This is a genomic window from Rhodococcus sp. 14-2483-1-1, assembly GCF_002259335.1.
Taxonomy (GTDB): domain Bacteria; phylum Actinomycetota; class Actinomycetes; order Mycobacteriales; family Mycobacteriaceae; genus Rhodococcoides.
Genome location: NZ_NPFX01000002.1, coordinates 307,775 through 327,049 on the forward strand (window position 1 = coordinate 307,775; position 19,275 = coordinate 327,049).

19 protein-coding genes are annotated in these 19,275 nt (G+C 64.7%); 7 read left to right on the forward strand and 12 right to left on the reverse strand.

Annotation, left to right across the window (positions count from 1 at the left end; genetic code table 11):
* Nucleotides 1–120 precede the first annotated feature (120 nt).
* The 6 genes from CH294_RS01300 to CH294_RS01325 form a co-directional block, all read right to left on the reverse strand.
* Nucleotides 121–1,638, reverse strand: coding sequence for a VWA domain-containing protein (locus CH294_RS01300; protein ID WP_094736762.1), 1,518 nt, complete (start codon nucleotides 1,636–1,638; stop codon nucleotides 121–123).
* Nucleotides 1,635–2,672, reverse strand: a complete 1,038-nt coding sequence (locus tag CH294_RS01305; RefSeq protein WP_094608105.1) for a MoxR family ATPase — start codon at nucleotides 2,670–2,672, stop codon at nucleotides 1,635–1,637. Before CH294_RS01305 ends, CH294_RS01300 begins: the two co-directional genes overlap by 4 nt.
* An 83-nt stretch (nucleotides 2,673–2,755) precedes the next feature.
* Nucleotides 2,756–4,027, reverse strand: coding sequence for an NDMA-dependent methanol dehydrogenase (mdo, locus tag CH294_RS01310; protein ID WP_032376592.1), 1,272 nt, complete (start codon nucleotides 4,025–4,027; stop codon nucleotides 2,756–2,758).
* Between the two features lie 197 nt (nucleotides 4,028–4,224).
* A complete protein-coding gene (locus CH294_RS01315) occupies nucleotides 4,225–5,457 on the reverse strand; it encodes an MFS transporter (protein ID WP_094736763.1) in 1,233 nt (410 codons plus the stop codon).
* A gap of 75 nt (nucleotides 5,458–5,532) precedes the next feature.
* The gene (locus CH294_RS01320; protein WP_094705542.1) at nucleotides 5,533–6,309 is read right to left on the reverse strand and encodes an aspartate/glutamate racemase family protein; all 777 of its coding nucleotides are present in this window, start codon (nucleotides 6,307–6,309) and stop codon (nucleotides 5,533–5,535) included.
* Complete coding sequence (locus CH294_RS01325) at nucleotides 6,306–7,478, reverse strand: cystathionine gamma-synthase (protein WP_032376589.1); 1,173 nt, start codon at nucleotides 7,476–7,478, stop codon at nucleotides 6,306–6,308. Before CH294_RS01325 ends, CH294_RS01320 begins: the two co-directional genes overlap by 4 nt.
* 81 nt (nucleotides 7,479–7,559) lie before the next feature.
* Between CH294_RS01325 and CH294_RS01330 the strand changes: the two genes are divergently transcribed.
* Nucleotides 7,560–8,732: an acyl-CoA dehydrogenase family protein gene (locus CH294_RS01330; protein ID WP_032376588.1), complete on the forward strand. Its 1,173-nt coding sequence runs from the start codon at nucleotides 7,560–7,562 to the stop codon at nucleotides 8,730–8,732.
* A 93-nt stretch (nucleotides 8,733–8,825) separates the two neighbouring features.
* On the opposite strand, the gene CH294_RS01335 is transcribed toward CH294_RS01330, so the two are convergent.
* Complete coding sequence (locus CH294_RS01335; RefSeq protein ID WP_032376587.1) at nucleotides 8,826–10,211, reverse strand: cystathionine beta-synthase; 1,386 nt, start codon at nucleotides 10,209–10,211, stop codon at nucleotides 8,826–8,828.
* A gap of 96 nt (nucleotides 10,212–10,307) precedes the next feature.
* On the opposite strand from CH294_RS01335, the gene CH294_RS01340 reads away from it, so the two are divergent.
* Together CH294_RS01340 and CH294_RS01345 are read left to right on the forward strand one after the other, a co-directional pair.
* A complete protein-coding gene (locus CH294_RS01340) occupies nucleotides 10,308–11,321 on the forward strand; it encodes an SGNH/GDSL hydrolase family protein (protein ID WP_032404784.1) in 1,014 nt (337 codons plus the stop codon).
* 71 nt (nucleotides 11,322–11,392) lie between these two features.
* Nucleotides 11,393–12,613 carry an acetyl-CoA C-acetyltransferase gene (locus tag CH294_RS01345; RefSeq protein ID WP_037149544.1) on the forward strand — a complete coding sequence of 407 codons (1,221 nt, stop codon included), beginning with the start codon at nucleotides 11,393–11,395 and terminating at the stop codon, nucleotides 12,611–12,613.
* A 64-nt stretch (nucleotides 12,614–12,677) separates the two neighbouring features.
* Here the strand turns inward: CH294_RS01345 and CH294_RS01350 are convergent, their stop codons facing one another.
* A complete protein-coding gene (locus CH294_RS01350; protein ID WP_032404782.1) occupies nucleotides 12,678–13,526 on the reverse strand; it encodes a Bax inhibitor-1/YccA family protein in 849 nt (282 codons plus the stop codon).
* Between the two features lie 197 nt (nucleotides 13,527–13,723).
* On the opposite strand from CH294_RS01350, the gene CH294_RS01355 reads away from it, so the two are divergent.
* On the forward strand, nucleotides 13,724–14,149 hold the full coding sequence (locus CH294_RS01355) for a hypothetical protein (protein ID WP_032376583.1): 426 nt from the start codon (nucleotides 13,724–13,726) through the stop codon (nucleotides 14,147–14,149).
* Between the two features lie 3 nt (nucleotides 14,150–14,152).
* Here the strand turns inward: CH294_RS01355 and CH294_RS01360 are convergent, their stop codons facing one another.
* Nucleotides 14,153–15,280, reverse strand: a complete 1,128-nt coding sequence (locus CH294_RS01360) for a methyltransferase (RefSeq protein WP_094736764.1) — start codon at nucleotides 15,278–15,280, stop codon at nucleotides 14,153–14,155.
* Nucleotides 15,281–15,361: 81 nt separating this feature from the next.
* Here CH294_RS01360 and CH294_RS27960 point away from each other — a divergent pair, with 81 nt between their 5' ends.
* Nucleotides 15,362–15,484, forward strand: a complete 123-nt coding sequence (locus CH294_RS27960; RefSeq protein WP_254925592.1) for a hypothetical protein — start codon at nucleotides 15,362–15,364, stop codon at nucleotides 15,482–15,484.
* A gap of 15 nt (nucleotides 15,485–15,499) precedes the next feature.
* Here the strand turns inward: CH294_RS27960 and CH294_RS01365 are convergent, their stop codons facing one another.
* Genes CH294_RS01365 through CH294_RS01375 form a run of 3 tightly spaced genes read right to left on the reverse strand, consistent with a single transcriptional unit; the run spans nucleotide 15,500 to nucleotide 17,428 of the window.
* Nucleotides 15,500–16,024 (reverse strand): peroxiredoxin, encoded by a 525-nt coding sequence (locus CH294_RS01365; RefSeq protein WP_032404779.1) that lies wholly within the window; start codon nucleotides 16,022–16,024, stop codon nucleotides 15,500–15,502.
* A gap of 17 nt (nucleotides 16,025–16,041) precedes the next feature.
* Nucleotides 16,042–16,809 (reverse strand): tyrosine-protein phosphatase, encoded by a 768-nt coding sequence (locus CH294_RS01370; protein WP_094736765.1) that lies wholly within the window; start codon nucleotides 16,807–16,809, stop codon nucleotides 16,042–16,044.
* Nucleotides 16,810–16,855: 46 nt separating this feature from the next.
* Nucleotides 16,856–17,428, reverse strand: coding sequence for an antibiotic biosynthesis monooxygenase (locus CH294_RS01375; RefSeq protein WP_094616422.1), 573 nt, complete (start codon nucleotides 17,426–17,428; stop codon nucleotides 16,856–16,858).
* Between the two features lie 170 nt (nucleotides 17,429–17,598).
* Here CH294_RS01375 and CH294_RS01380 point away from each other — a divergent pair, with 170 nt between their 5' ends.
* The gene (locus CH294_RS01380; RefSeq protein ID WP_052058303.1) at nucleotides 17,599–18,105 is read left to right on the forward strand and encodes an Lrp/AsnC family transcriptional regulator; all 507 of its coding nucleotides are present in this window, start codon (nucleotides 17,599–17,601) and stop codon (nucleotides 18,103–18,105) included.
* On the forward strand, nucleotides 18,102–19,247 hold the full coding sequence (locus CH294_RS01385) for an FAD-dependent oxidoreductase (RefSeq protein ID WP_094736766.1): 1,146 nt from the start codon (nucleotides 18,102–18,104) through the stop codon (nucleotides 19,245–19,247). Before CH294_RS01380 ends, CH294_RS01385 begins: the two co-directional genes overlap by 4 nt.
* Nucleotides 19,248–19,275 lie beyond the last annotated feature (28 nt).

The following is a 19,275-nucleotide window of genomic DNA, read 5'->3' on the forward strand; positions in this document are numbered from 1 at the left end:
GGTCCACACTATCCGGACCTGTGATTCAGGTTACAACCTTACGAGCGAGACGGGTGCGATCCCACCAGCACCGGGCCAGGTTCGTACCTACCCGATCGGGTAGGTACCGGTGCGATCAGGTCAGGACAGCGCATGCCCCAGTTCGGCCGCCTGGGCCGTCAACTGCTCCCCATCCCGCGCGACCACAACCCGGTCGCAGATCTGCTCGTAGTCCTCCATCGAGCACGCGGCCTGCGCCCAGTAACGGCGGGCTTCGGGGGTGATCCATGCGATGCGGTGCACCTTGGACCGAATTTTCTCCAACGCGTCGAGTCCGGACGGCCGTCCGTTGCATCGACCGTCCCCCACGATGATCACGGCAGTGCGCTTGTTCAGCACGTCCCCATGCGAATCCAGAAGGTCGGCGAAGGTCTTGCCGTAATCGCTGCTGGCTTCGAGGTCCAGTCGGGCGTCTGCGAGTACGGCAGCCAGTGCGCCGTCGCCCGTGCTACCGAGCAAGGTGGTCGTCACGTCCACCGGCGCGTCCACGAAGCCCATCACCGTGCAGCGGTGCGCGCGCGAATGCATGGCCTGCGCGAGTCTGAGCGTGAATGCGGTGATCGGCCGCACCGAGAGCGAAACATCAGCCAGTACGAGCAGTCTCACCTTGTCGGGTACAGGTGTCTTCGTCATCAGACGGAAGGGAATTCCGTCGGTACGCAGACTGGAACGTACGGTGCGTCGCATGTCGAGTGGGCCGCGTGAATGTTCGCGTGGTCGGGGGCGCGGAGTTCCCCGCATGTGCTTCAGAACTTCGTGACTCGCACGCTCGATCTCGGCATGCCGGCCGATCGCCTGCACCGCACCGTCGACCGGCACCGGTGACGACATCGTCCCGGTCACATCTCCCAGCGCCGCAACGAATGCCTCGACGGCATCGGTGATCCGATCCAACATTGCCGCACTCAGCTCGCCGGAATCGCCGCCGTCACCGTAGACGCTGCTCGGATCGTACGCGTCGAACCACGCCAGGATTCCGGCCGGATCCTCCCAGTTCAGCTGTCCTGCAACGGCTCCACTCGTGCTCGACGCCAACTCCCCGGCCGCCGTCGACCCGGAACGCTCGAGGTCCACTGTGTAGGTGACGCCCCGTCGGCCCATGTCGCCGTCGGTGTCGATGGACAGATCGTGATCCTCGGACGACAGACTGATGTCGTCGTCGTCCTTGTGGGGGTTGAAGCCCTTGTCTGCTTCGGGAGCGTCGAGCAGATCGCCGATCTCGACGGCTCGCTCGTTGTACTCGGCGTACTTCGCCGCCTCCTGGTCCGCTCCCACGTCCAGGTCCGTGGGAAGTCCGCCTGCCACTTGCGCGCCGACCGACGAACGATGCTCGTCCACAACGCTTTCTGCCACGTCCTGAAACAAAGTCTCGAACGCGAGATCGAAACCATGCTGTTCATGGTCGTACTTCGCACACGTCGCGCGCAACGCCGCGCGCAGAACCGTCAGGTCACGTGCACCGAGAAGGCCGAGGACGCGTCGCACTTCGATGACCTCGGCCGGCGACGCAGCGACACCGTAGCGGCGCAGCGTCCGCCCGAACACTGCGGCGAGGACATCGAGTACCACAGATGCCGAGAATGTCTGTTGCACAGTCATCGTCGTATTCCGATGCCACCCTTGTCGCGTCCGCCGTGCCCACGAAATGCGGTCGCGGTCGTGTTGACTATCGCCCCAAGCGATGTCGGTGCGTGAGTTGTCTCCGCGATCGGTCCCGCCATCGCGATCTTCATGTCCGACGAATATTTGACCAGGGCCGCGAGCAGGTACTTGCGGGTCTCGTCGGTATGACCGAGAACCGAAGCGATACGAGCCGCGTCGATCACTTCCGAGATCGACGGACTCTTGCGCAGCGGTAGTTCGCGCAGTTCGGTTGCCAAATCGACGATCTCGGCCACGATGTGCGCGGGCACCTCGGGAGCGCGAGCGGTGACGATCTCTCGTTCACGCGCAGCCGTCGGGTAATCGAGATGGAAGTGCAGGCAGCGTCGCTTGAGCGCCGAGGACAGCTCACGAGTGTCGTTGGAGGTCAATATCACCCATGGATCGCTGCGTGCGGTGAAGGTCCCGACCTCGGGAATGGTCACCTGCTTCTCGGCGAGCACTTCGAGCAGCAGTGCCTCCATGGACTCCTCGGTGCGATCGACCTCGTCGACGAGCAGAACCACCGGCTCCTCGGACAGCACCGATTCCAGCAGGGGACGCACCGACAGGAACGGTTCGGAGTACAAGCCGAAGTCTTTGGCCGCAAGCATCTTCGAGGCGTCGTCGATGTCGGTGACGTGCTGGGTGAGCGCGCCGATGTGTTCGCGCAGCATCTGCACGTGCAGCAGTTGCTTGGCGTAGTCCCACTCGTACAGTGCTCGGTTGTCGTCGAGACCCTCGTAACACTGCAGGCGCACGAGCTTGCGACCGCTCGCCGCAGCAAGGGATTTCGCCAGCTCCGTTTTGCCTACTCCCGCAGGGCCTTCGAGAAGAAGCGGGCGATCGAGCGCTGTCGCCAGATGCACCACGGTGGCGAGGTCGTCGTCGGCGATGTAGTCCTGCTCCCCGAGCGCGCGCTGCAGATCGGCGGCGTCGGTGAATCGAACGGTGCCGGTGTCGTCGCTACGCACTGTCGACAGCGAGGTCATGTGTTTCCCTTCGGAAGGCGGCTGCGCCGCATGTGAGCGGAACTCCGTACCCTGCTACGAAGTTCCGCTCACATGGGTGGCGGTTAGTACGACTCGTTGATCGCGTGCGAGACGACGGGGATCATCGATTCGACGGTGACCTCACGGGGGTTGCCCGGGGTGCACCAGTCTTCCTGGATGTGCTCGGAGATCTTCAGAACCGACTTCTCGTCGCCCTTGATCACGTCGCCCTTGCCGGCGTACTTGCCGGTGTTCATCCGGTTCTTGTCGTAGGTCGCCGAGCGAATCGATCCGAAGTTGTCGGGAATGCCGACGTCCTTGGCGAGGCGGATGGCGGCTTCGACGGCAGCGTCGGCGGCCTGAACGGTGGTCATGTTCTTGGTGTCGACGCCCATGGCCACGGCGATCTCCGCATAGCGCTCGTAGCGTGAGGGCAGGTTGTACTCCCACACACGTGGCAGAGCGATGGCGTTGTTCAGGCCGTGAGCGCTGTCGTAGAACGCACTGATCGCGTGCGAGATCGAGTGAATGACACCGAGTCCGCCGGAGTTGAATGCCTGCGTGGCGATGTACTGGGCATTCATCATGCCCTCGCGAGCCTTCAGATTGCCCGGGTCGTACACGGCCTCGCGGAGGTGCTTGGACACCAAGCCGATCGAGTAGATCGCGTTACCCAGCGACGGCGCGAAATCGAGACGCGAGACGTACGGCTCGGCACCGTGTGCGAGAACGTCGAAGCCACAGAACGCGGTCCACTGCTGGGGGCAGGTGTAGTAGAGCAGCGGATCGTCCAGTGCCAGAGTCGGTGTCGACGCCTCGTCGAAGGCGAGCCACTTGTGCGGCTTCTCCATGTCCGAGGTGTCGGTGATGACGTAGGCCCAAGACGTCTCCGAACCCGTTCCGGCAGTGGTCGATACGGCAATGTGCGGCGGGTTCTGCTTGTTGGTGGACTTGGAGAATCCCTCGAACTCGTTGATGTTGCGGCCGTCGTGCGCGACGACGACGCGGATGCCCTTGGCTGCGTCGTGGCTCGAGCCACCACCGACGGAGATGACGCTGTCGCACTTCTCCTTCTGGTAGAGCGCGGCACCGTCCATGACGTTGTAGTCCTTGGGGTTCGACTCGACCTTGTCGTAGAGGACCACCTCGACGCCCTGGTACTCGATCTTGCCGATCAGTTCTTCGATGATGCCCGATCCGCGCAGACCGGTCGTGACGAGCAGCGAGCGCTTGAACCCGAGTTCCTTGGCCTCGACACCGATCATGTCGTGGGCACCGACTCCCAGCTTGGCGCGCGGCAGCGGATGAAACTCCTTGATGGGGAATTCCCAGATCTGATTGAGCTCGATAACCATCGGTGTCTCCTCGGTGAGTGTGAGTCGAAGACGCCTTCCTCTGTGATCGGCGTCTCACTGGTGACCACACTCCACTGCCCGGCACCGCGATGGGAACACCCAGCCGGGTGAACTCTGCCAACGACGCACCGAACTACCCGATCGGGCAGGGCTCCTCGCTCATCCTCGGTAGGGGCCACTCGACCGAGATTGCTGCACTAGCGATCTCGACGTCGAGCCACCGAGAATCCGAGAACCGAGATGAGCGCGAGCGCGATGACGAATCCTCCGTACAGTTCCACCGTCGTGCTCAGACCGAGGCGGTGCACCGCCAGCCCGGCGACCACTGCGGGCACGCTGAACGCGAGGTAGCTGATGACAAAAGTCGTGGCGAACACTCCGCCTCTCTCGGCTGCGGGGACAAGCGCACCGAGCGTGCGCATCGCGCCGAGAAAAGTTGCTCCCCAGCCCGACCCGGCGATGACAGCACCGACGAAATACAGCCCGATCGAGCCGATCTCGACCGATACCAAGGTGAGCGCCACACCGATTGCGAGCACAGAAGCGCCGATCATCATCACCCTGCGAGGAAATCCGTTGCGCACCACGGCAGCTGCTATCGAACCGGAACCGAACAGTGCGAAGATCTCCAACCCGCCCACGATGTGGTTGTCGACACCGAAGACACTGCCGATGATCGACGGACCGAGCGAAAGGTGAAACCCGCCCAGTGACCAGGTGGCGAACAGAGCCGGCGCTATGAGAAGGAACGGTGCCCGTACGGACTTCGGAATCGACGCTCGCGGCAGCAGTGTCGACGCGAGGTGACGTCGGGAATCGAAGCCGCGCATCGCCGACGTCTCAGGCACGAACAGCAGCGACACCGCGAGGACGAGCGCCGCGCCGACCAACAGAGCGAACACGAGGATCTCCGGTGCCGGTGCCAACTGCACCAGCAACCCGGCACCGAGTGCCCCGCCCGCCAACCCGAGGGAAGGCGCGATGCTGTTGAGCAACGGCCCGGTGGATACGTTCGGCTGCAGATCGATGACCGCTGCGCTCATGGCACCCGTGGCCGCGCCTGCAGCAATTCCCTGCACGACGCGAGCCGCGATGAGGAGCGGCACACTGTCGGCGACGATGAACAGCACCAGGCTGACGATCAGCAACAGCAGCGACGCGATCAGAATCGGCTTGCGCCCGATGTGGTCCGACAGACTACCGACGGTGAGCAACGTGAACAGCAGAGCAAGTGCATAGACGGCGAAGATGACCGTGAGCGTGATCGCGCTGAATCCCCAGGACTGCTGGTAGACCGGATACAACGGGGACGGTGCTGCCGAGGACGCCATCAGCACGATGAAGGCGACACCGACCACCCAGAAGGCGTACCGGTGCGGCATCCGTACCGCAGTCCTTCCGGTGCTACTCCGCACGTCCACGTCGACCATGTGTTGTCCCTCCACTGCAGCGACCGTTACCTCAGTGAAGGACAACGCGTAGGAAGGTCTTACATTCCCGACGACTCAGAATCGGTGCACTCCTGCGCTGTCGAGCAGCAGCTGTCCCTCACGGTAACGCTGCGCGCTCGCAGGCAGTTCGCCCTCGACTCCACTGAGCCACACCGATACGCGACCGGTTCCGGAAACAGCCGATCCGACCTCGTCGACGCGTCGAACCGTCTGGTTGGCAACGGCCTCGGCGCTGTCGAACATCGTCACCCGGGTGGGCAGCTTCGCCACGATCTCGTCGAGAACCAGCGGGTAGTGCGTGCACCCCATCACGATGGACTCGACGTCGTCGGGAGTGGACGCCACTGCAGCGGTGATCGCTGCGCTGATGCCAGTCGCGTCTCCTCGGTCGATCGCATCGGCAAGACCATGGCAGGCCACACTCGTCACCGTCCGATGCGACGCGAAATCCTCGATCAAGCGCGCTTGATATGCACTTGCCGTCGTCGCTGCCGTCGCCCAGATCGCAATCCGATCACTCACCGCCGCAGCAGGTTTGATCGCCGGTACGGTCCCCACCACCGGCACGGAATCGCCCAGCGCGGCCCGCACGTGGCTCAGCGCCGTCACACTGGCGGTATTGCACGGGAGCACCACCACCTCGGCACCGAGGTCGACGGCATGCTGCGCGGTACCGACCACCCGGTCGATGACCCACCGGTCCGGCTTGGGTCCCCACGGGGCGTTGTCGGGGTCCATCATCAGCACCAGATCGAGCTCGGGACGTAGGCTACGCAGCCGCGCAGCCGTCGGGACCATTCCCAGGCCCGAGTCGATCAGTGCGACGATCATGCCAGCGCTTGCTCGACGTCACCGACCAGATCGGCGCCGTCCTCGATACCGACCGACAGCCGAACCAGGTCGTCGGGAACTTCGAGCAACGAACCGGCAGTCGACGCGTGGGTCATGGCACCGGGATGTTCGATCAACGATTCGACGCCACCGAGAGACTCTGCGAGAGTGAAGATTTCGGTCTTGGCGCAGAAGTCGAGTGCCGCCTGCTTGCCGCCGGCCAGGCGAACCGAGACCATGCCGCCGAAGCGTCGCATCTGCTTCGCGGCGACCGCGTGAGACGGATGCGATTCGAGTCCGGGGTAGATCACCTGCGAGATGGCCGGGTGCCCGTCGAGGAATTCGACGATCTTCTCGGCATTGTCGCTGTGCCGTTCCATCCGCAGCGCGAGGGTCTTGATGCCGCGCAAGGTCAGGAACGCGTCGAACGGCCCCGGAACTCCGCCCGCTCCGTTCTGCAGGAACGCGAACGCCGTATCGAGTTCTTCGCTGTCGGTCACCAACGCGCCACCGACGACATCGGAGTGTCCGCCGATGTACTTGGTGGTCGAGTGCAGCACCACGTCGGCACCGAGACTCAGAGGCTGCTGCAGGTACGGCGACGCGAAGGTGTTGTCGACGACGAGCTTGGCCCCACCCTCGTGCGCGACGCCCGACAGCGCCTCGATATCGCCGACGTTGAGCAACGGGTTGGTGGGCGTCTCCACCCAGACGAGCTTGGTGTTCGGGCGCATCGCCGCGCGCACCTCGTCGACGTCCGACACCGCGGCCACCGAGTACTCGATGCCCCACTGGGTGAACACCTTGTCGATCAATCGGTACGTGCCGCCGTAGGCGTCGTTGGGGATGACGAGATGGTCACCGGGACGCAGCGCCGAACGCAGCAGGCAGTCCGTCGCCGCCATGCCCGAGGAGAACGCCCGACCGTAGGTGCCGGACTCGATGGCCGCGAGATTGGCTTCGAGCGGCCGACGCGTCGGGTTGCCGGTACGCGCGTACTCGAATCCGCTGCGCATACCGCCGACGCCGTCCTGGGCGAAGGTGGAGCTGGCATAGATCGGCACGTTCACTGCGCCGGTCAGCGGATCCGGCTCGTAGCCGGCGTGGACCGCCTTGGTGGAAAAGCCCTGCCAGGAGGTGTTGTCTGCCTTGCTGCGCTGCTCACTCATGGCCTCCACCCTAATCGGCCTGCGTCGCCCGGCGGGGGCGTGGGTAACCTGCGAAGACAACCCCCAGCGGAAAGAGGCACCGTGGCCAACTCCCAGAGCGTCGACGAACTGTTCGCGATCGATTCACTCCTCGACGACGAGGAACGCCAGATCCGGGACACCGTCCGCAAGTTCGGCAACGAGCGCATCCGTCCGCACATCGCCGACTGGTTCGACGAGGGCACGGTGCCGGCGCGAGAACTCGCCAAGGAACTGGGCTCGCTCGGCCTGCTCGGCATGCACCTCGAGGGCTACGGCTGCGCCGGAACGTCCGCGACGGCATACGGCCTGGCCTGCCTCGAACTCGAAGCCATCGACTCCGGCATCCGTTCGCTGGTTTCGGTGCAGGGCTCGCTGGCGATGTTCGCGATCTGGAAGTACGGCTCCGAGGAGCAGAAGCAACAGTGGCTCCCGGGAATGGCCGAGGGTTCACTTATCGGCTGTTTCGGTCTCACCGAAGCTGATTTCGGATCGAACCCCGGCGGCATGCTCACCCGCGCCAAGCGCGACGGTGACGACTGGATCCTCAACGGCAGCAAGATGTGGATCACCAACGGGCCGGTCGCCGACGTCGCCGTCGTCTGGGCGCAGACCGACGACAAGATCCGTGGTTTCGTCGTACCGACCGACACACCGGGATTCACCGCGAACACGGTCAAGAAGAAGCTCTCGCTGCGTGCCTCGATCACCGGTGAGTTGGTTTTCGACGACGTACGACTGCCCGCCGACGCGATGCTGCCCGAGGCCCGCGGCCTGAGCGGACCGTTGAGCTGCCTCAACGAGGCCCGCTTCGGCATCGTCTTCGGCGCGATGGGCGCAGCTCGGGACTGCATCGAATCGGCCATCGAGTACTCGAAGACCCGCGCGGTATTCGACAAGCCCCTCGCCGGATACCAGATCACCCAGGCCAAGCTCGCGAACATGGCCCTCGAACTCGGTAAAGGACAGCTACTCGCACTGCACCTGGGCCGGCTCAAGGACAAGGGTCAGCTGCCGGGCGAGCGGGTGTCGCTCGGCAAGCTCAACAACGTGCGTGAGGCCATAAAGATTGCTCGAGAATGCCGAACAATCCTGGGGGCCAACGGAATCACGCTCGAATACCCGGTGCTCCGTCACGCCAACAACCTCGAGTCCGTGCTCACCTACGAGGGCACGTCCGAGGTCCATCAACTGGTGATCGGGCAGGCGCTGACCGGCTCGAGCGCGGTGCGATAGAGCGGCTGCGCCGCATGTGAGTGTGGAGCCTGCGGGTCGTTCCGCAGACTCCACTCCCGTCTCGTAGCAGGCTACGAGGTTCCACTCACATGCCTAGGCTCCCTTGCTGAGGAATCCGAGCAGGTCGTGGCGAGTGATGACGCCGACGGGCTTGCCTTCTTCGACGACCATCAGCGCATCGGATTCGCCGAGTGCCTTGGTGGCGTCGGAGACGGTTTCGCCCGCACCGATCAGCGGGAACGGCTCGCTCATGTGCTTGGCGACCGGGTCGGCCAACGCAGCGCGACCCTCGAACACGGCACTGAGCAGATCCCGCTCGGTGACGCTGCCTGCAACCTCGCCTGCCATGACGGGTGGCTCGGCTCCGACCACCGGCATCTGGGAAACGCCGTACTCGCGCAGGATCTCGATGGCGTCACGCACGGTCTCGGACGGGTGAGTGTGCACCAGATCCGGCAGGGCTCCGGACTTGCCGCGCAGCACTGCGCCGACGGAGGTCTCCTCGGTTGTGCCGTCCAGACGCGAACGCAGGAATCCGTACGACGACATCCACGAGTCGTTGAAGATCTTTGCCAGGTAGCCGCGCCCGCCGTCGGGCAGCAGGACGACGACCAACGCGTCGGGACCTTCGCGCTCGGCAACCTGGATCGCGGCAACGGCGGCCATTCCGCACGAGCCGCCGACCAACAGGCCTTCCTCGCGGGCGAGGCGACGGGTCATGTCGAAGGAATCGGCGTCGGAGACGGCGATGATCTCGTCCGGGATGGACGGGTCGTAGGCCGTCGGCCAGAAATCCTCACCGACACCTTCGACGAGGTACGGGCGTCCCGTGCCGCCGGAGTAGACCGAGCCCTCGGGATCGACGCCGATGACCTTGACCTTGCCGCCGGAGACCTCCTTGAGGTACTTGCCGGTACCGGAGATGGTGCCGCCGGTGCCGACGCCTGCGACGAAGTGCGTGATCTTTCCGTCGGTGTCGGCCCAGATCTCGGGGCCGGTGGTCTCGTAGTGGCTGGCCGGTCCGGCCGGGTTGGAGTACTGGTTGGGCTTCCAGGCTCCCTCGATCTCGCGAACGAGTCGATCGGAGACGCTGTAGTAGCTGTTGGGGTCCTCGGGTGCGACAGCCGTCGGGCAGACGACGACCTCTGCTCCGTAGGCGCGCAGCACGTTGCGCTTGTCCTCGCCGACCTTGTCTGGGCACACGAACACACACTTGTAACCGCGCTGCTGTGCGACGAGCGCGAGACCGACGCCGGTGTTGCCGGACGTGGGTTCGACGATGGTGCCGCCGGGCTTCAGTTCGCCGGACGCCTCGGCCGCGTCGATCATTTTCACGGCGATGCGGTCCTTGGACGAACCACCCGGGTTGAGGTACTCGATCTTGGCCGCGACCGTGCCTGCACCGTCGCCGATGACGGTGGACAACTTCACCAACGGGGTGTTGCCGATGAGTTCGGTGATGTGCTGAGCGATGCGCATTGCACCATCTTCCCAGATGCAGGTATTCGACTCTCGGCCACTGCCGTCGACGCCCGCCTACGATGGTGTCGACGGCGCGACGAGAGGGATCGATCTGTGACGGCGAGCGGATGGCGCACCGCTGCGAAAGCGAGCGCCGCGACGGTACTTGCGGGCTCTGGAGCAGGGACTGCGTCCTGGGCCGCCTACCGACATCTCATGGGACAGGCCGCTGCGGCCCGCGGCGTCATCGGGCGTACCACCGCCAAGCCACCGGAGGCCGACGGCGTCTACACAGCGGGCTGCGCGGCCCCCGAACGGTGGCGATTGGGAAGTTCAGCAGATATTCATCTGATGATCTTCGGCGACTCCACGGCCGCGGGCGTGGGCTGCGTCGTTGCCGACGAAGTCCCGGGCGTTCTGCTCGCCCGCGGCCTGGCCGAGGAGACCGGTCAGCGAATTCGCTTGAGCACCAAAGCAATTGCCGGTGCCACGTCGAAGGGACTCGAAGGCCAGGTCGATGCGATGTTCGTCGCCGGTCCGCCGCCCGATGCTGCGGTCATCTTCGTCGGCGCGAACGACGTCACCAAGAAGTTCTCCATTCCCGCATCGGCGGCAAGACTGGGCGACGCGGTCGAGCGATTGACGGCCAAGGGCTGTGTGGTCGCCGTGGGGACGTGCCCCGATCTCGGTGTCGTGACTGCCATTCCGCAGCCGCTGCGCACCGTCGTACGCAATTGGGGTCGGCGGCTGGCCCATGCCCAGACGGCCCGAACGCTCAGCGCGGGCGGACATCCGGTGGCTCTGGCGGATCTACTGTCCCCCGAGTTTCTCGCGGCCCCCGACACCATGTTCTCGGCGGATCGCTTTCACCCGTCGGCCGCGGGCTACGAACTCGCCGCCCAGCAAATTCTGCCGGTACTCGCGTCCGCGCTGGGCGTATGGCACGGCGGCCCACTGCCCGAACTGCCGACCGTGTCCGCAGCCGTCGAATCACGCAAGCCCATCCCCCGCGCCACGGCCGCACTCGACCGCTTCCTGCGCAGGAGAACCGCTGAGCTCGACGCCGAGATCGGCACTGCGTCGGAGGATCTCGTACGTCGTGGCGGCGGCGGTCGGGCGGGGTTGTAAGTTCGGTCAGGAGACATCGCCTACTCGGCGGTAACAGAGCAGGTAAGCAGTATCGATTCGAAGGAGATCTCATGCCAGAGGCAGTCATCGTCGCCACCGCGCGCTCACCGATCGGCAGGGCGATGAAGGGGTCGCTCAAGGACATTCGTCCCGACGACCTCACCGCTCAGATGGTCGCCGCTGCGCTGGCCAAGGTGCCCTCGCTCGACCCCAAGGACATCGACGATCTCCTCCTGGGCTGCGGTCTACCCGGCGGCATGCAGGGCAACAACCTCGCCCGCATCGTCGCGGTTCAGCTCGGTTACGACTCGCTCCCCGGAACGACGATCACGCGCTACTGTTCGTCCTCGCTGCAGACCACCCGGATGGCGCTGCACGCGATCAAGGCAGGCGAGGGCGACGTGTTCATCTCCGCCGGTGTCGAGAGCGTGTCCAGCTTCGTTCACGGCAGCTCCGACTCGCTGCCCGCGAGCCACAACCCGATCTTCGCCGACGCCGAAGCCCGTACCAAGAAGGCACAGGAAGAGGGCGCGGACAGCTGGACCGATCCCCGTGAGAACGGCGAGCTCCCCGACGCGTACATCGCGATGGGCCAGACGGCCGAGAACGTGGCGCTGCTCACCGGCATCACCCGCGAGGATCAGGACCACTGGGGCGTCCGCAGCCAGAACCGCGCAGAAGAGGCCATCAACGCCGGCTTCTTCGAGCGGGAGATCACCCCGGTGACCCTGCCCGACGGCACCGTCGTCAACACCGACGACGGCCCTCGCGCCGGCACCACCTACGAGAAGATCAGCCAGCTCAAGCCGGTCTTCCGTCCGAACGGCACCATCACCGCGGGCAACGCGTGCCCGCTCAACGACGGCGCAGCAGCACTCGTCATCATGAGCGACACCAAGGCCAAGGAACTGGGTCTGACGCCATTGGCTCGCATCGTCTCCACCGGAGTCACCGGCACGTCCCCCGAGATCATGGGCCTCGGCCCCATCGAGGCCACCCGTAAGGCGCTGAAAATTGCGGGGATGTCCATCTCCGACATCGACCTGTTCGAGATCAACGAGGCCTTCGCGGTCCAGGTCCTCGGCTCTGCACGCGACCTCGGCATCGAAGAGGACAAGCTCAACGTCTCCGGTGGTGCCATCGCGATCGGCCACCCGTTCGGTATGACCGGTGCCCGCATCACCACCACCTTGCTGAACAACCTGACCACCCACGACAAGACGTTCGGCGTCGAGACCATGTGCGTCGGCGGCGGCATGGGTATGGCCATGGTGCTGGAACGTCTCAGCTGATCCGAGACACCACAACGAAAAGCCCCGCCCTCCGAAAGGAGTGGCGGGGCTTTTCGCGTGAGTACTAGTCGTTCTGGAAGTAGCTCAGCAGACGCAGGATCTCGACGTACAGCCAGACCAACGTGATCGTCAGTCCGAGGGCGACTCCCCAGGCTGCCTTCTCCGGTGCCTGTGCACGGATCAGCTGATCGGCCTGGTCGAAGTCGAGCAGGAAGCTGAACGCGGCGATACCGATGCAGACGAGGCTGAAGATGATGGCCAGCGGTCCGCCCGAGCGGAGTCCGAAGCCGTCTTCCATGAAGAAGCTGGCAACCAGGTTGCCGAGCATCAGCACGACGACACCGATCAGGGCACCGACGACCATGCGGGTCAGGCGCGGGGTGACGCGGATGGCGCCGGTCTTGTAGACGATCAGCATGCCGAAGAACACGCCGAACGTGCCGAGCACTGCCTGACCGATGAGGGCGGATCCGCCGACCCCACCGAACTCGACACCGGTGAACATCAGCGACAGTGCGCCGAGGAACACGCCTTCTGCGGCGGCGTAGGCGAGGACGATGGCCTTGTTGTCCATCTTGCGACCGAAGGTCGCGAACATGACCAAACCGAAGCCGATCAAGCCACCGCCGATCACGAACGGGATGGCCAAGTCGGTGTTGTTGGAGACGAGCAGGTACGAGATGATCGCCGTCACGCTCAGCACACCGAGGGTGATGCCCGTCTTGGTGACGACGTCATCGATCGTCATGGCCCGCTGAGCGGGCTGCGTGGTGTACGGATCGGCCTGCGTTCCGGGATGCTGGCCGAAGGTTGCGGCCTGCGAGGCTCCAGCCGTCGCAGATCCGAATGTGGCGTAGCCGCCGCCCTGCTGCTTGGGCAGGTTGCGGAACACCGGGTTGCTGGAGGTGCGCACCGTGTCTCTTCCCTTCGTAAGTTCTGATCCCCACCGGGGATCTCCCCGCCGGTCACCAGTAGAACGTCTGATATCCGGACAAAAGTTCCCGAACGGAGAACTTCTACGACGGACAAAACGGACTCTACCGGGTACGCCCTCCAAACGCGGACACGACCGCGTGTGTGACACCGAATCGAAACGGGCACTATGAGGAAATGGCAATCGAAGACGGACCCGACCAGACTTTGGACCCCAGCGAAAGCGTCGACTCCGACGAGGTGCGCAACGACGACGGCGACACCGTGGTCGATCCCCCGGACCACTGGAGCGAGGCCAACAGCTTCGGCACCACAGCCCGTGAGGCCGCCGAGGGCGAGAGCCTGGACCTCAAGCTCAGCGAGGAAGAACCCGACATCGCGGTCGAGGAGGAGCTCGACCGCCCGATCACCGAGACCCCCGACGACGAGTTGACCGAGGAACTGGTCGACCACGTCGTCGAGGAATCCGACGAGGATCCCGATATCGACTACGCCGAAGGCCAGCGTCAGGCGGAAATCGTCGAAGGAACCCTCGTCGAGGACCGCGGGCGCAACCGCGGCCAGATCGACGGCTCCCCCGAAGACGGCGGCCCGGTCACCTGACACTCACCGTTGCTCGCTCGGCCGCACCGAGCGAGCAACGGTGAACTTGCCGTTGCGCCCCATGAGGTCGGTGGGACCCACGGCGTCGGCCAGTTCGCGTCGATAGTTCAGGTGAGTGTTGAACACAGTCCACAGTTGACCGCCGGGCCGCAGCACCCGACCGGCGGCAGCGAACAGTTTGCTCGCTCCGCCCGTATGCACGGCAGAACCCTCGTGAAACGGCGGATTGCAGACCACCAGATCGACCGACTCCGATTCGAAGGTCGACATCGCATCGTCGGCGATCACCGCGACACTCGTCCCGTTCGCCTCCGCCGTCGCCGCTGCCGACGCGATCGCTGCAGCCGAACGATCGGTGGCGATCACCTCGAGATCGGGCCTCGTTCGGGCCAGCTCGGTCGCGAGAATTCCTGTGCCACAGCCTAAGTCGACGGCAACGCGGGCTCGCGGGAGCATCTTCGGAACGTATTCCAACAGGTATCGAGTTCCGATGTCGAGACCGGCCCCCGCGAACACCGCACCGTGCGCCACCACAGTCAGGTCCAGGTCGGCGATCCGCTTGCTCACCGGATACGTCATGGCCGACGCCACCGCCCCGGCCGCGGTCAGCACTCGGGCCTTCTGCCGACCGCGGCCCGCCGTGACCGTCGTGAAGGACCGTCGCAGCACGTCGTTCATGGCGGGGGTCATGTGTTTGTCTCGCCCACCTGCCAACACGACGACGTCCGCGGTTGCGTGCGCTGCGATGTGCTCGGCGATCTCGGTGAGCTCGGCCAGACCTCGCGGCAACTGCATCAGTACCGTGCCGACGCCGTCGAACAGCTCGGCACCGAGCCTGTGCTGGGTGTACGAACCGCTCATGGCAACCCGCGCAGCGTTCAGTTCGAGCGCCCGCACGGCGGTGACGGCGTCCTGATGAACCCGCACATCGGTGAAGCCCAACGCCACGGCACCGAGGGTGAGGGCACCGTACCGGTCGCCGATCACCGCGATCGGTGCAGTTCTCTCGACTCCCGGACGCTCGTCGACGGTGTCGAGTACCAGACGGTCCGCGGCGTCGACGGCATGGAGGTTGGGTGCCTCGGCGTCGGGCTCGCGACGCAAGGTGTCGAACAGAGTTTCATCAGGCACCCGAGCAGTATCCCACCCGTCACACGCATGCGTTCCGCGCGGCGAGTGGCTATTGCGGTCGACTAGGGGCATGCTCGGGGAATGGAACACAAGGACAAGAACGAGGCACTCTTCAGCCATCCCGACGACGCGTCGACCGATGCGCATGCCGAGGCTTCCAAGCCTGCCGTTTACACCGCCCTGTTCAGCGGCGCGAACGAATAGCGGCGCACTTCGGCGTCAAGACAGATAACGCAGGTATTCCAAGGCCTTGGTCGCGTGCACGTGACCGCGTTCGCTCTGCACCACCATCCGCACCACTCGGTGCCGATCTATCACGAATGTCGTCCGCTTCACGGACAGTAGCTGCCGCAGGTACCCACGGTTGGCCGCATGCGCCCGCCCGCGTTCGAGCTCACGAAGCCGACGCCGCCGGGTGAACCACCCACCTCGCCGCACTCCGAATTGTTCGGCCACCGCGCCGTCGGAATCGGACAGCAGTGGAAAGTCGAAGGACCTCTGCAGAGCGAAATGCTGATTCTTGTCGCGTGTGTCGGTGCTGATCCCTACTCGCTGCGCGCCGAATCTGCTGAATTCTGTTCCGAGGTCCCGGAAATGGCAGGCCTCGGCGGTGCAAATGGGGCTGTTGGCCGCAGGATAGAAGAACAGCACCACCGGGCCCGATGCCGTCAGCTCGGAGAGCGCACGGGATTCACCCGAATGATCGGGGAGCTCGAAATCCGGGGCCGTCTGTCCGATTCGCATGACGCAGAGGCTACCGCTCAGTCCTGAACCAATTCGGCCACGAGCCGTCCGCGCAGATGTTCATCGATACCCAAGTGACTCAGGTACGCCTCGAACGACCCGTGATTCGACGTCACAGCCTGCATTCCGCGCTCCAGATAGGACGCGCGGACTCCCAACAACGCCTCCCCGGGCTCTTCGACGTCATCGGTACCTGCCCATATCCGGCGCACATGGGCGAGCAGCGGCTCCACTGCAGCATTGCTGGCGAGGTAGTCGGCGAGGATCTCGTCCTCGCTCACTCCGGCGGCACGCAGCACAGTCGCGACGGTCCACCCCGCCCGATCCTTACCCGCGGCGCAGTGCACCAGAACTCCGCCTCGTCGAGCGGCAATAGCCTCCGCCACCTGCTTGATCGCGTGCGCCGCCCCATCCAGCACCGGAAACGACGCGTACGCGCGTAGCAGGTAGTCGACCTGACTCTGTTCTTCGTGGGTCGGTACCTCGTGCGGAGCGCGCTCACCGATGTCGTTGTGGAACGGCACCGAGATCGACTGCACGCCGTCGGGAACTCTGTCGACACCACTTCGTGCGATCTCGGAGTCACTGCGAAAATCGAACACCGTGCGTATCCCGAGATCGACCACGGCGCGTTGACCACGCTCGGTGAGAGCACTCAATTCCGATGCGCGATAAAACTTTCCGGGCCGAATCCTCGAGCCGTCGACAGTGCGAACACCGCCGAGGTCTCGAAAGTTCCAGGCCCCGTCGAGAGCGAACTGGTTGTGCACACGGGCGTCGGGCATGATCCCGACTGTATAGAAGCGAGGTTGTGGAGAAGCGAGGCTGGGCTCAGACGCGGGGTACGAGCCACTTCCGCAGCCGGGAGGTGACGAACGGCATCACCACGTAAACCATCAACGGCGTGCACATCATCACCACGACCGCCGTTCGCAGGGCGACGTTCAACCCCGTCAAATGTGGTGTGAGAACGATGTTGACCAGCAAGCTGACGGCATAGAACGCCACACCGATCGAGATCGCCTGCTTCCACCGGGGTGGCGGGCCGCCGATCACTCGAACAGCGTCGGTCAGGTTGGACTGCGGCTCGAACCATCCCTCCACGCCGGAAAGACGATGTGTTGCAACGTCGTCGGCGATGGGCCTGCCGCTGCTGAGCCAGCGGCGTCGAGAATCCGAGTGCAGCCACGCGTCGAGGTTGTCGTGGGTCTCGAACCGGTACACCACGTGGTAGTCGTTGGATCCGCCGGAACTGCGCAGCCAGCCGCCACCGAGAAAGCCGGGGAAAGTTCGGACGAGATCGATACCGCGATCGGTCCATTCGACGAAATCTGCTTCGTACCCCTCGCGAACGCGCCGTGCGACCGAGGTCGTGACGTGATCGAGCGTGTCCGTCGTGGTCATGCGGTACCCCTTCTGCACGTGTTCGTCTCGGCCTTTCTGTTCTACACAGAGTGCGGGCCAGTGGACCAGCTTTCAAATCAGGGGCCCAGATGTAGATGTATGGCCCCCAAGCGCGACTGATGTGACAGTCTGTCCATACAGACCTCTCGTGAACGACCTGGAGTGGACGGATGGCACAGACCGAGTACGAGCTCGACGACGTGGATCGACGCATCGTCACCGAGCTGAGCCGTGACGGCCGAATGTCCATGCGCGCATTGGCCGAGGCAACCCACATCTCCCGGGCACACGCCTACGTACGCGTCGACCGCCTCCTCGACGAGGGCGTCATCGAGGGGTTCACCGCACGCATCGCCTACGAGAAGGCCGGAGTCGGCGCATCCGCCTATGTGGCTCTGTCCATTCGGCAGGATTCGTGGCGTGCCGTCGCCGACGACCTGAGTACCTATCCGTTCGTCGAGCACGTCAGCTTGATGGGCGGTGATTTCGATGCGCTCGTTCTGGTCCGTGCTCCTGACACATCGGCGCTGCGGCATCTGGTGCTGGACAAGTTGCAGGGGCTGGACGGGATACTGTCGACCCGAACCTGGCTGATTTTCGACGAGGCGGTCGGCCCCGGCGCTCAATGGACCGCCCAGCCGAAAATCACCCAGCCGAGGAACGGGAGAACTCCATGAGCACATCCGTTCACGACACGCCTACCACCGATGTAATAGTTGTCGGCGGCGGAATCGGCGGTGTCTCGCTCGGATACGAACTCGCGAGCGATCACCGAGTCACCCTGCTCGAGCGCGAGAAGACCCTGGCCTTCCATACCACCGGACGCTCGGCCGCGCTGTTTCTGGAAACCTACGGCAACAACACGATTCGTGCTCTGACGACGGCCAGCCGAGACTTCCTGGAGAACCCGCCGGAGCACTTTCGATCCGAACTGCTCGCCCCGCGCCCCCTGCTCCAGTTCGCGTCCACCGGACGAGGCGACGCGCTCGAAGCGATGTACGCCGACGTCAGCCGCTTGACGCCCGACGCACAACTGGTTTCGCCTGCCGACGCGCGCACATTCTTTCCGCCGCTGCGCCCCGAATTGATCGATTGCGCTCTGTACGAGCCGCATTCGATGGAAGTCGACGTGCACGCCCTGCATCAGGGCTACGTGCGAGGGCTCCGTGCGCGGGGCGGGCGCGTCCACACCGGGACCGGGGTGAGGTCACTGAGGCGCATCGACGGACTGTGGCACGCGCACACCACCGATGGGTCGACACACACTGCTCCACTCGTCGTCGACGCCGCGGGCGCATGGGCGGATGTTCTCGGGGCAATGGCGGGAGCCGAGCCCACCGGACTCGTGCCCATGCGTCGCTCGGTGTTCATGGTGGCCGCACCCGACGACCTCGATACCGCGCACCTGGTGACATTGAGCGACATCGACGAGAAGTTCTACATCAAACCCGAAGGCACACAACTACTGTGCTCGCCTGCGGACGAGACGCCCACCGAGCCGAGTGATGCCCGCCCGGACGAGTTGGAGATCGCCCGAGCGTTCGACGACATTGCCGAGGCGACCACGTTGACGGCGCGGCACGTCCGGTCGTCCTGGGCCGGTTTGCGCAGCTTCGTGCCCGACCGAACTCCGGTCGTCGGATTCGATCCGAATATCGAGGGTTTCTTCTGGTGCGCCGGTCAGGGTGGGTACGGAATCCAGACGTGCGCAGCGCTGGCCCGGGTCGGCGCGTCTCTGGCACGGCGGCAACAACTTCCGGTCGATGTGACCCTGCGCGGGCTCGACGAAGCGGACCTGTCGCCCAGCCGCTTCAGGTGAGAGGCGCTTCGCGCCACGTGCACGAAAA

What these genes read in the sequence shown, in the direction of transcription:
- mdo (WP_032376592.1), bottom strand. Translation starts at nt 4,027, where the DNA reads ATGGTTATCGAGCTCAATCAGATCTGGGAATTCCCCATCAAGGAGTTT.
- CH294_RS01385 (WP_094736766.1), top strand. Translation starts at nt 18,102, where the DNA reads ATGAGCACATCCGTTCACGACACGCCTACCACCGATGTAATAGTTGTC.
- CH294_RS01300 (WP_094736762.1), bottom strand. Translation starts at nt 1,638, where the DNA reads ATGACTGTGCAACAGACATTCTCGGCATCTGTGGTACTCGATGTCCTC.
- CH294_RS01365 (WP_032404779.1), bottom strand. Translation starts at nt 16,024, where the DNA reads ATGCGAATCGGACAGACGGCCCCGGATTTCGAGCTCCCCGATCATTCG.
- CH294_RS01325 (WP_032376589.1), bottom strand. Translation starts at nt 7,478, where the DNA reads ATGAGTGAGCAGCGCAGCAAGGCAGACAACACCTCCTGGCAGGGCTTT.
- CH294_RS01370 (WP_094736765.1), bottom strand. Translation starts at nt 16,809, where the DNA reads ATGCCCGACGCCCGTGTGCACAACCAGTTCGCTCTCGACGGGGCCTGG.
- CH294_RS01320 (WP_094705542.1), bottom strand. Translation starts at nt 6,309, where the DNA reads ATGATCGTCGCACTGATCGACTCGGGCCTGGGAATGGTCCCGACGGCT.
- CH294_RS01380 (WP_052058303.1), top strand. Translation starts at nt 17,599, where the DNA reads ATGGCACAGACCGAGTACGAGCTCGACGACGTGGATCGACGCATCGTC.
- CH294_RS01345 (WP_037149544.1), top strand. Translation starts at nt 11,393, where the DNA reads ATGCCAGAGGCAGTCATCGTCGCCACCGCGCGCTCACCGATCGGCAGG.
- CH294_RS01355 (WP_032376583.1), top strand. Translation starts at nt 13,724, where the DNA reads ATGGCAATCGAAGACGGACCCGACCAGACTTTGGACCCCAGCGAAAGC.
- CH294_RS01375 (WP_094616422.1), bottom strand. Translation starts at nt 17,428, where the DNA reads ATGACCACGACGGACACGCTCGATCACGTCACGACCTCGGTCGCACGG.
- CH294_RS27960 (WP_254925592.1), top strand. Translation starts at nt 15,362, where the DNA reads ATGGAACACAAGGACAAGAACGAGGCACTCTTCAGCCATCCCGACGAC.
- CH294_RS01315 (WP_094736763.1), bottom strand. Translation starts at nt 5,457, where the DNA reads ATGGTCGACGTGGACGTGCGGAGTAGCACCGGAAGGACTGCGGTACGG.
- CH294_RS01305 (WP_094608105.1), bottom strand. Translation starts at nt 2,672, where the DNA reads ATGACCTCGCTGTCGACAGTGCGTAGCGACGACACCGGCACCGTTCGA.
- CH294_RS01335 (WP_032376587.1), bottom strand. Translation starts at nt 10,211, where the DNA reads ATGCGCATCGCTCAGCACATCACCGAACTCATCGGCAACACCCCGTTG.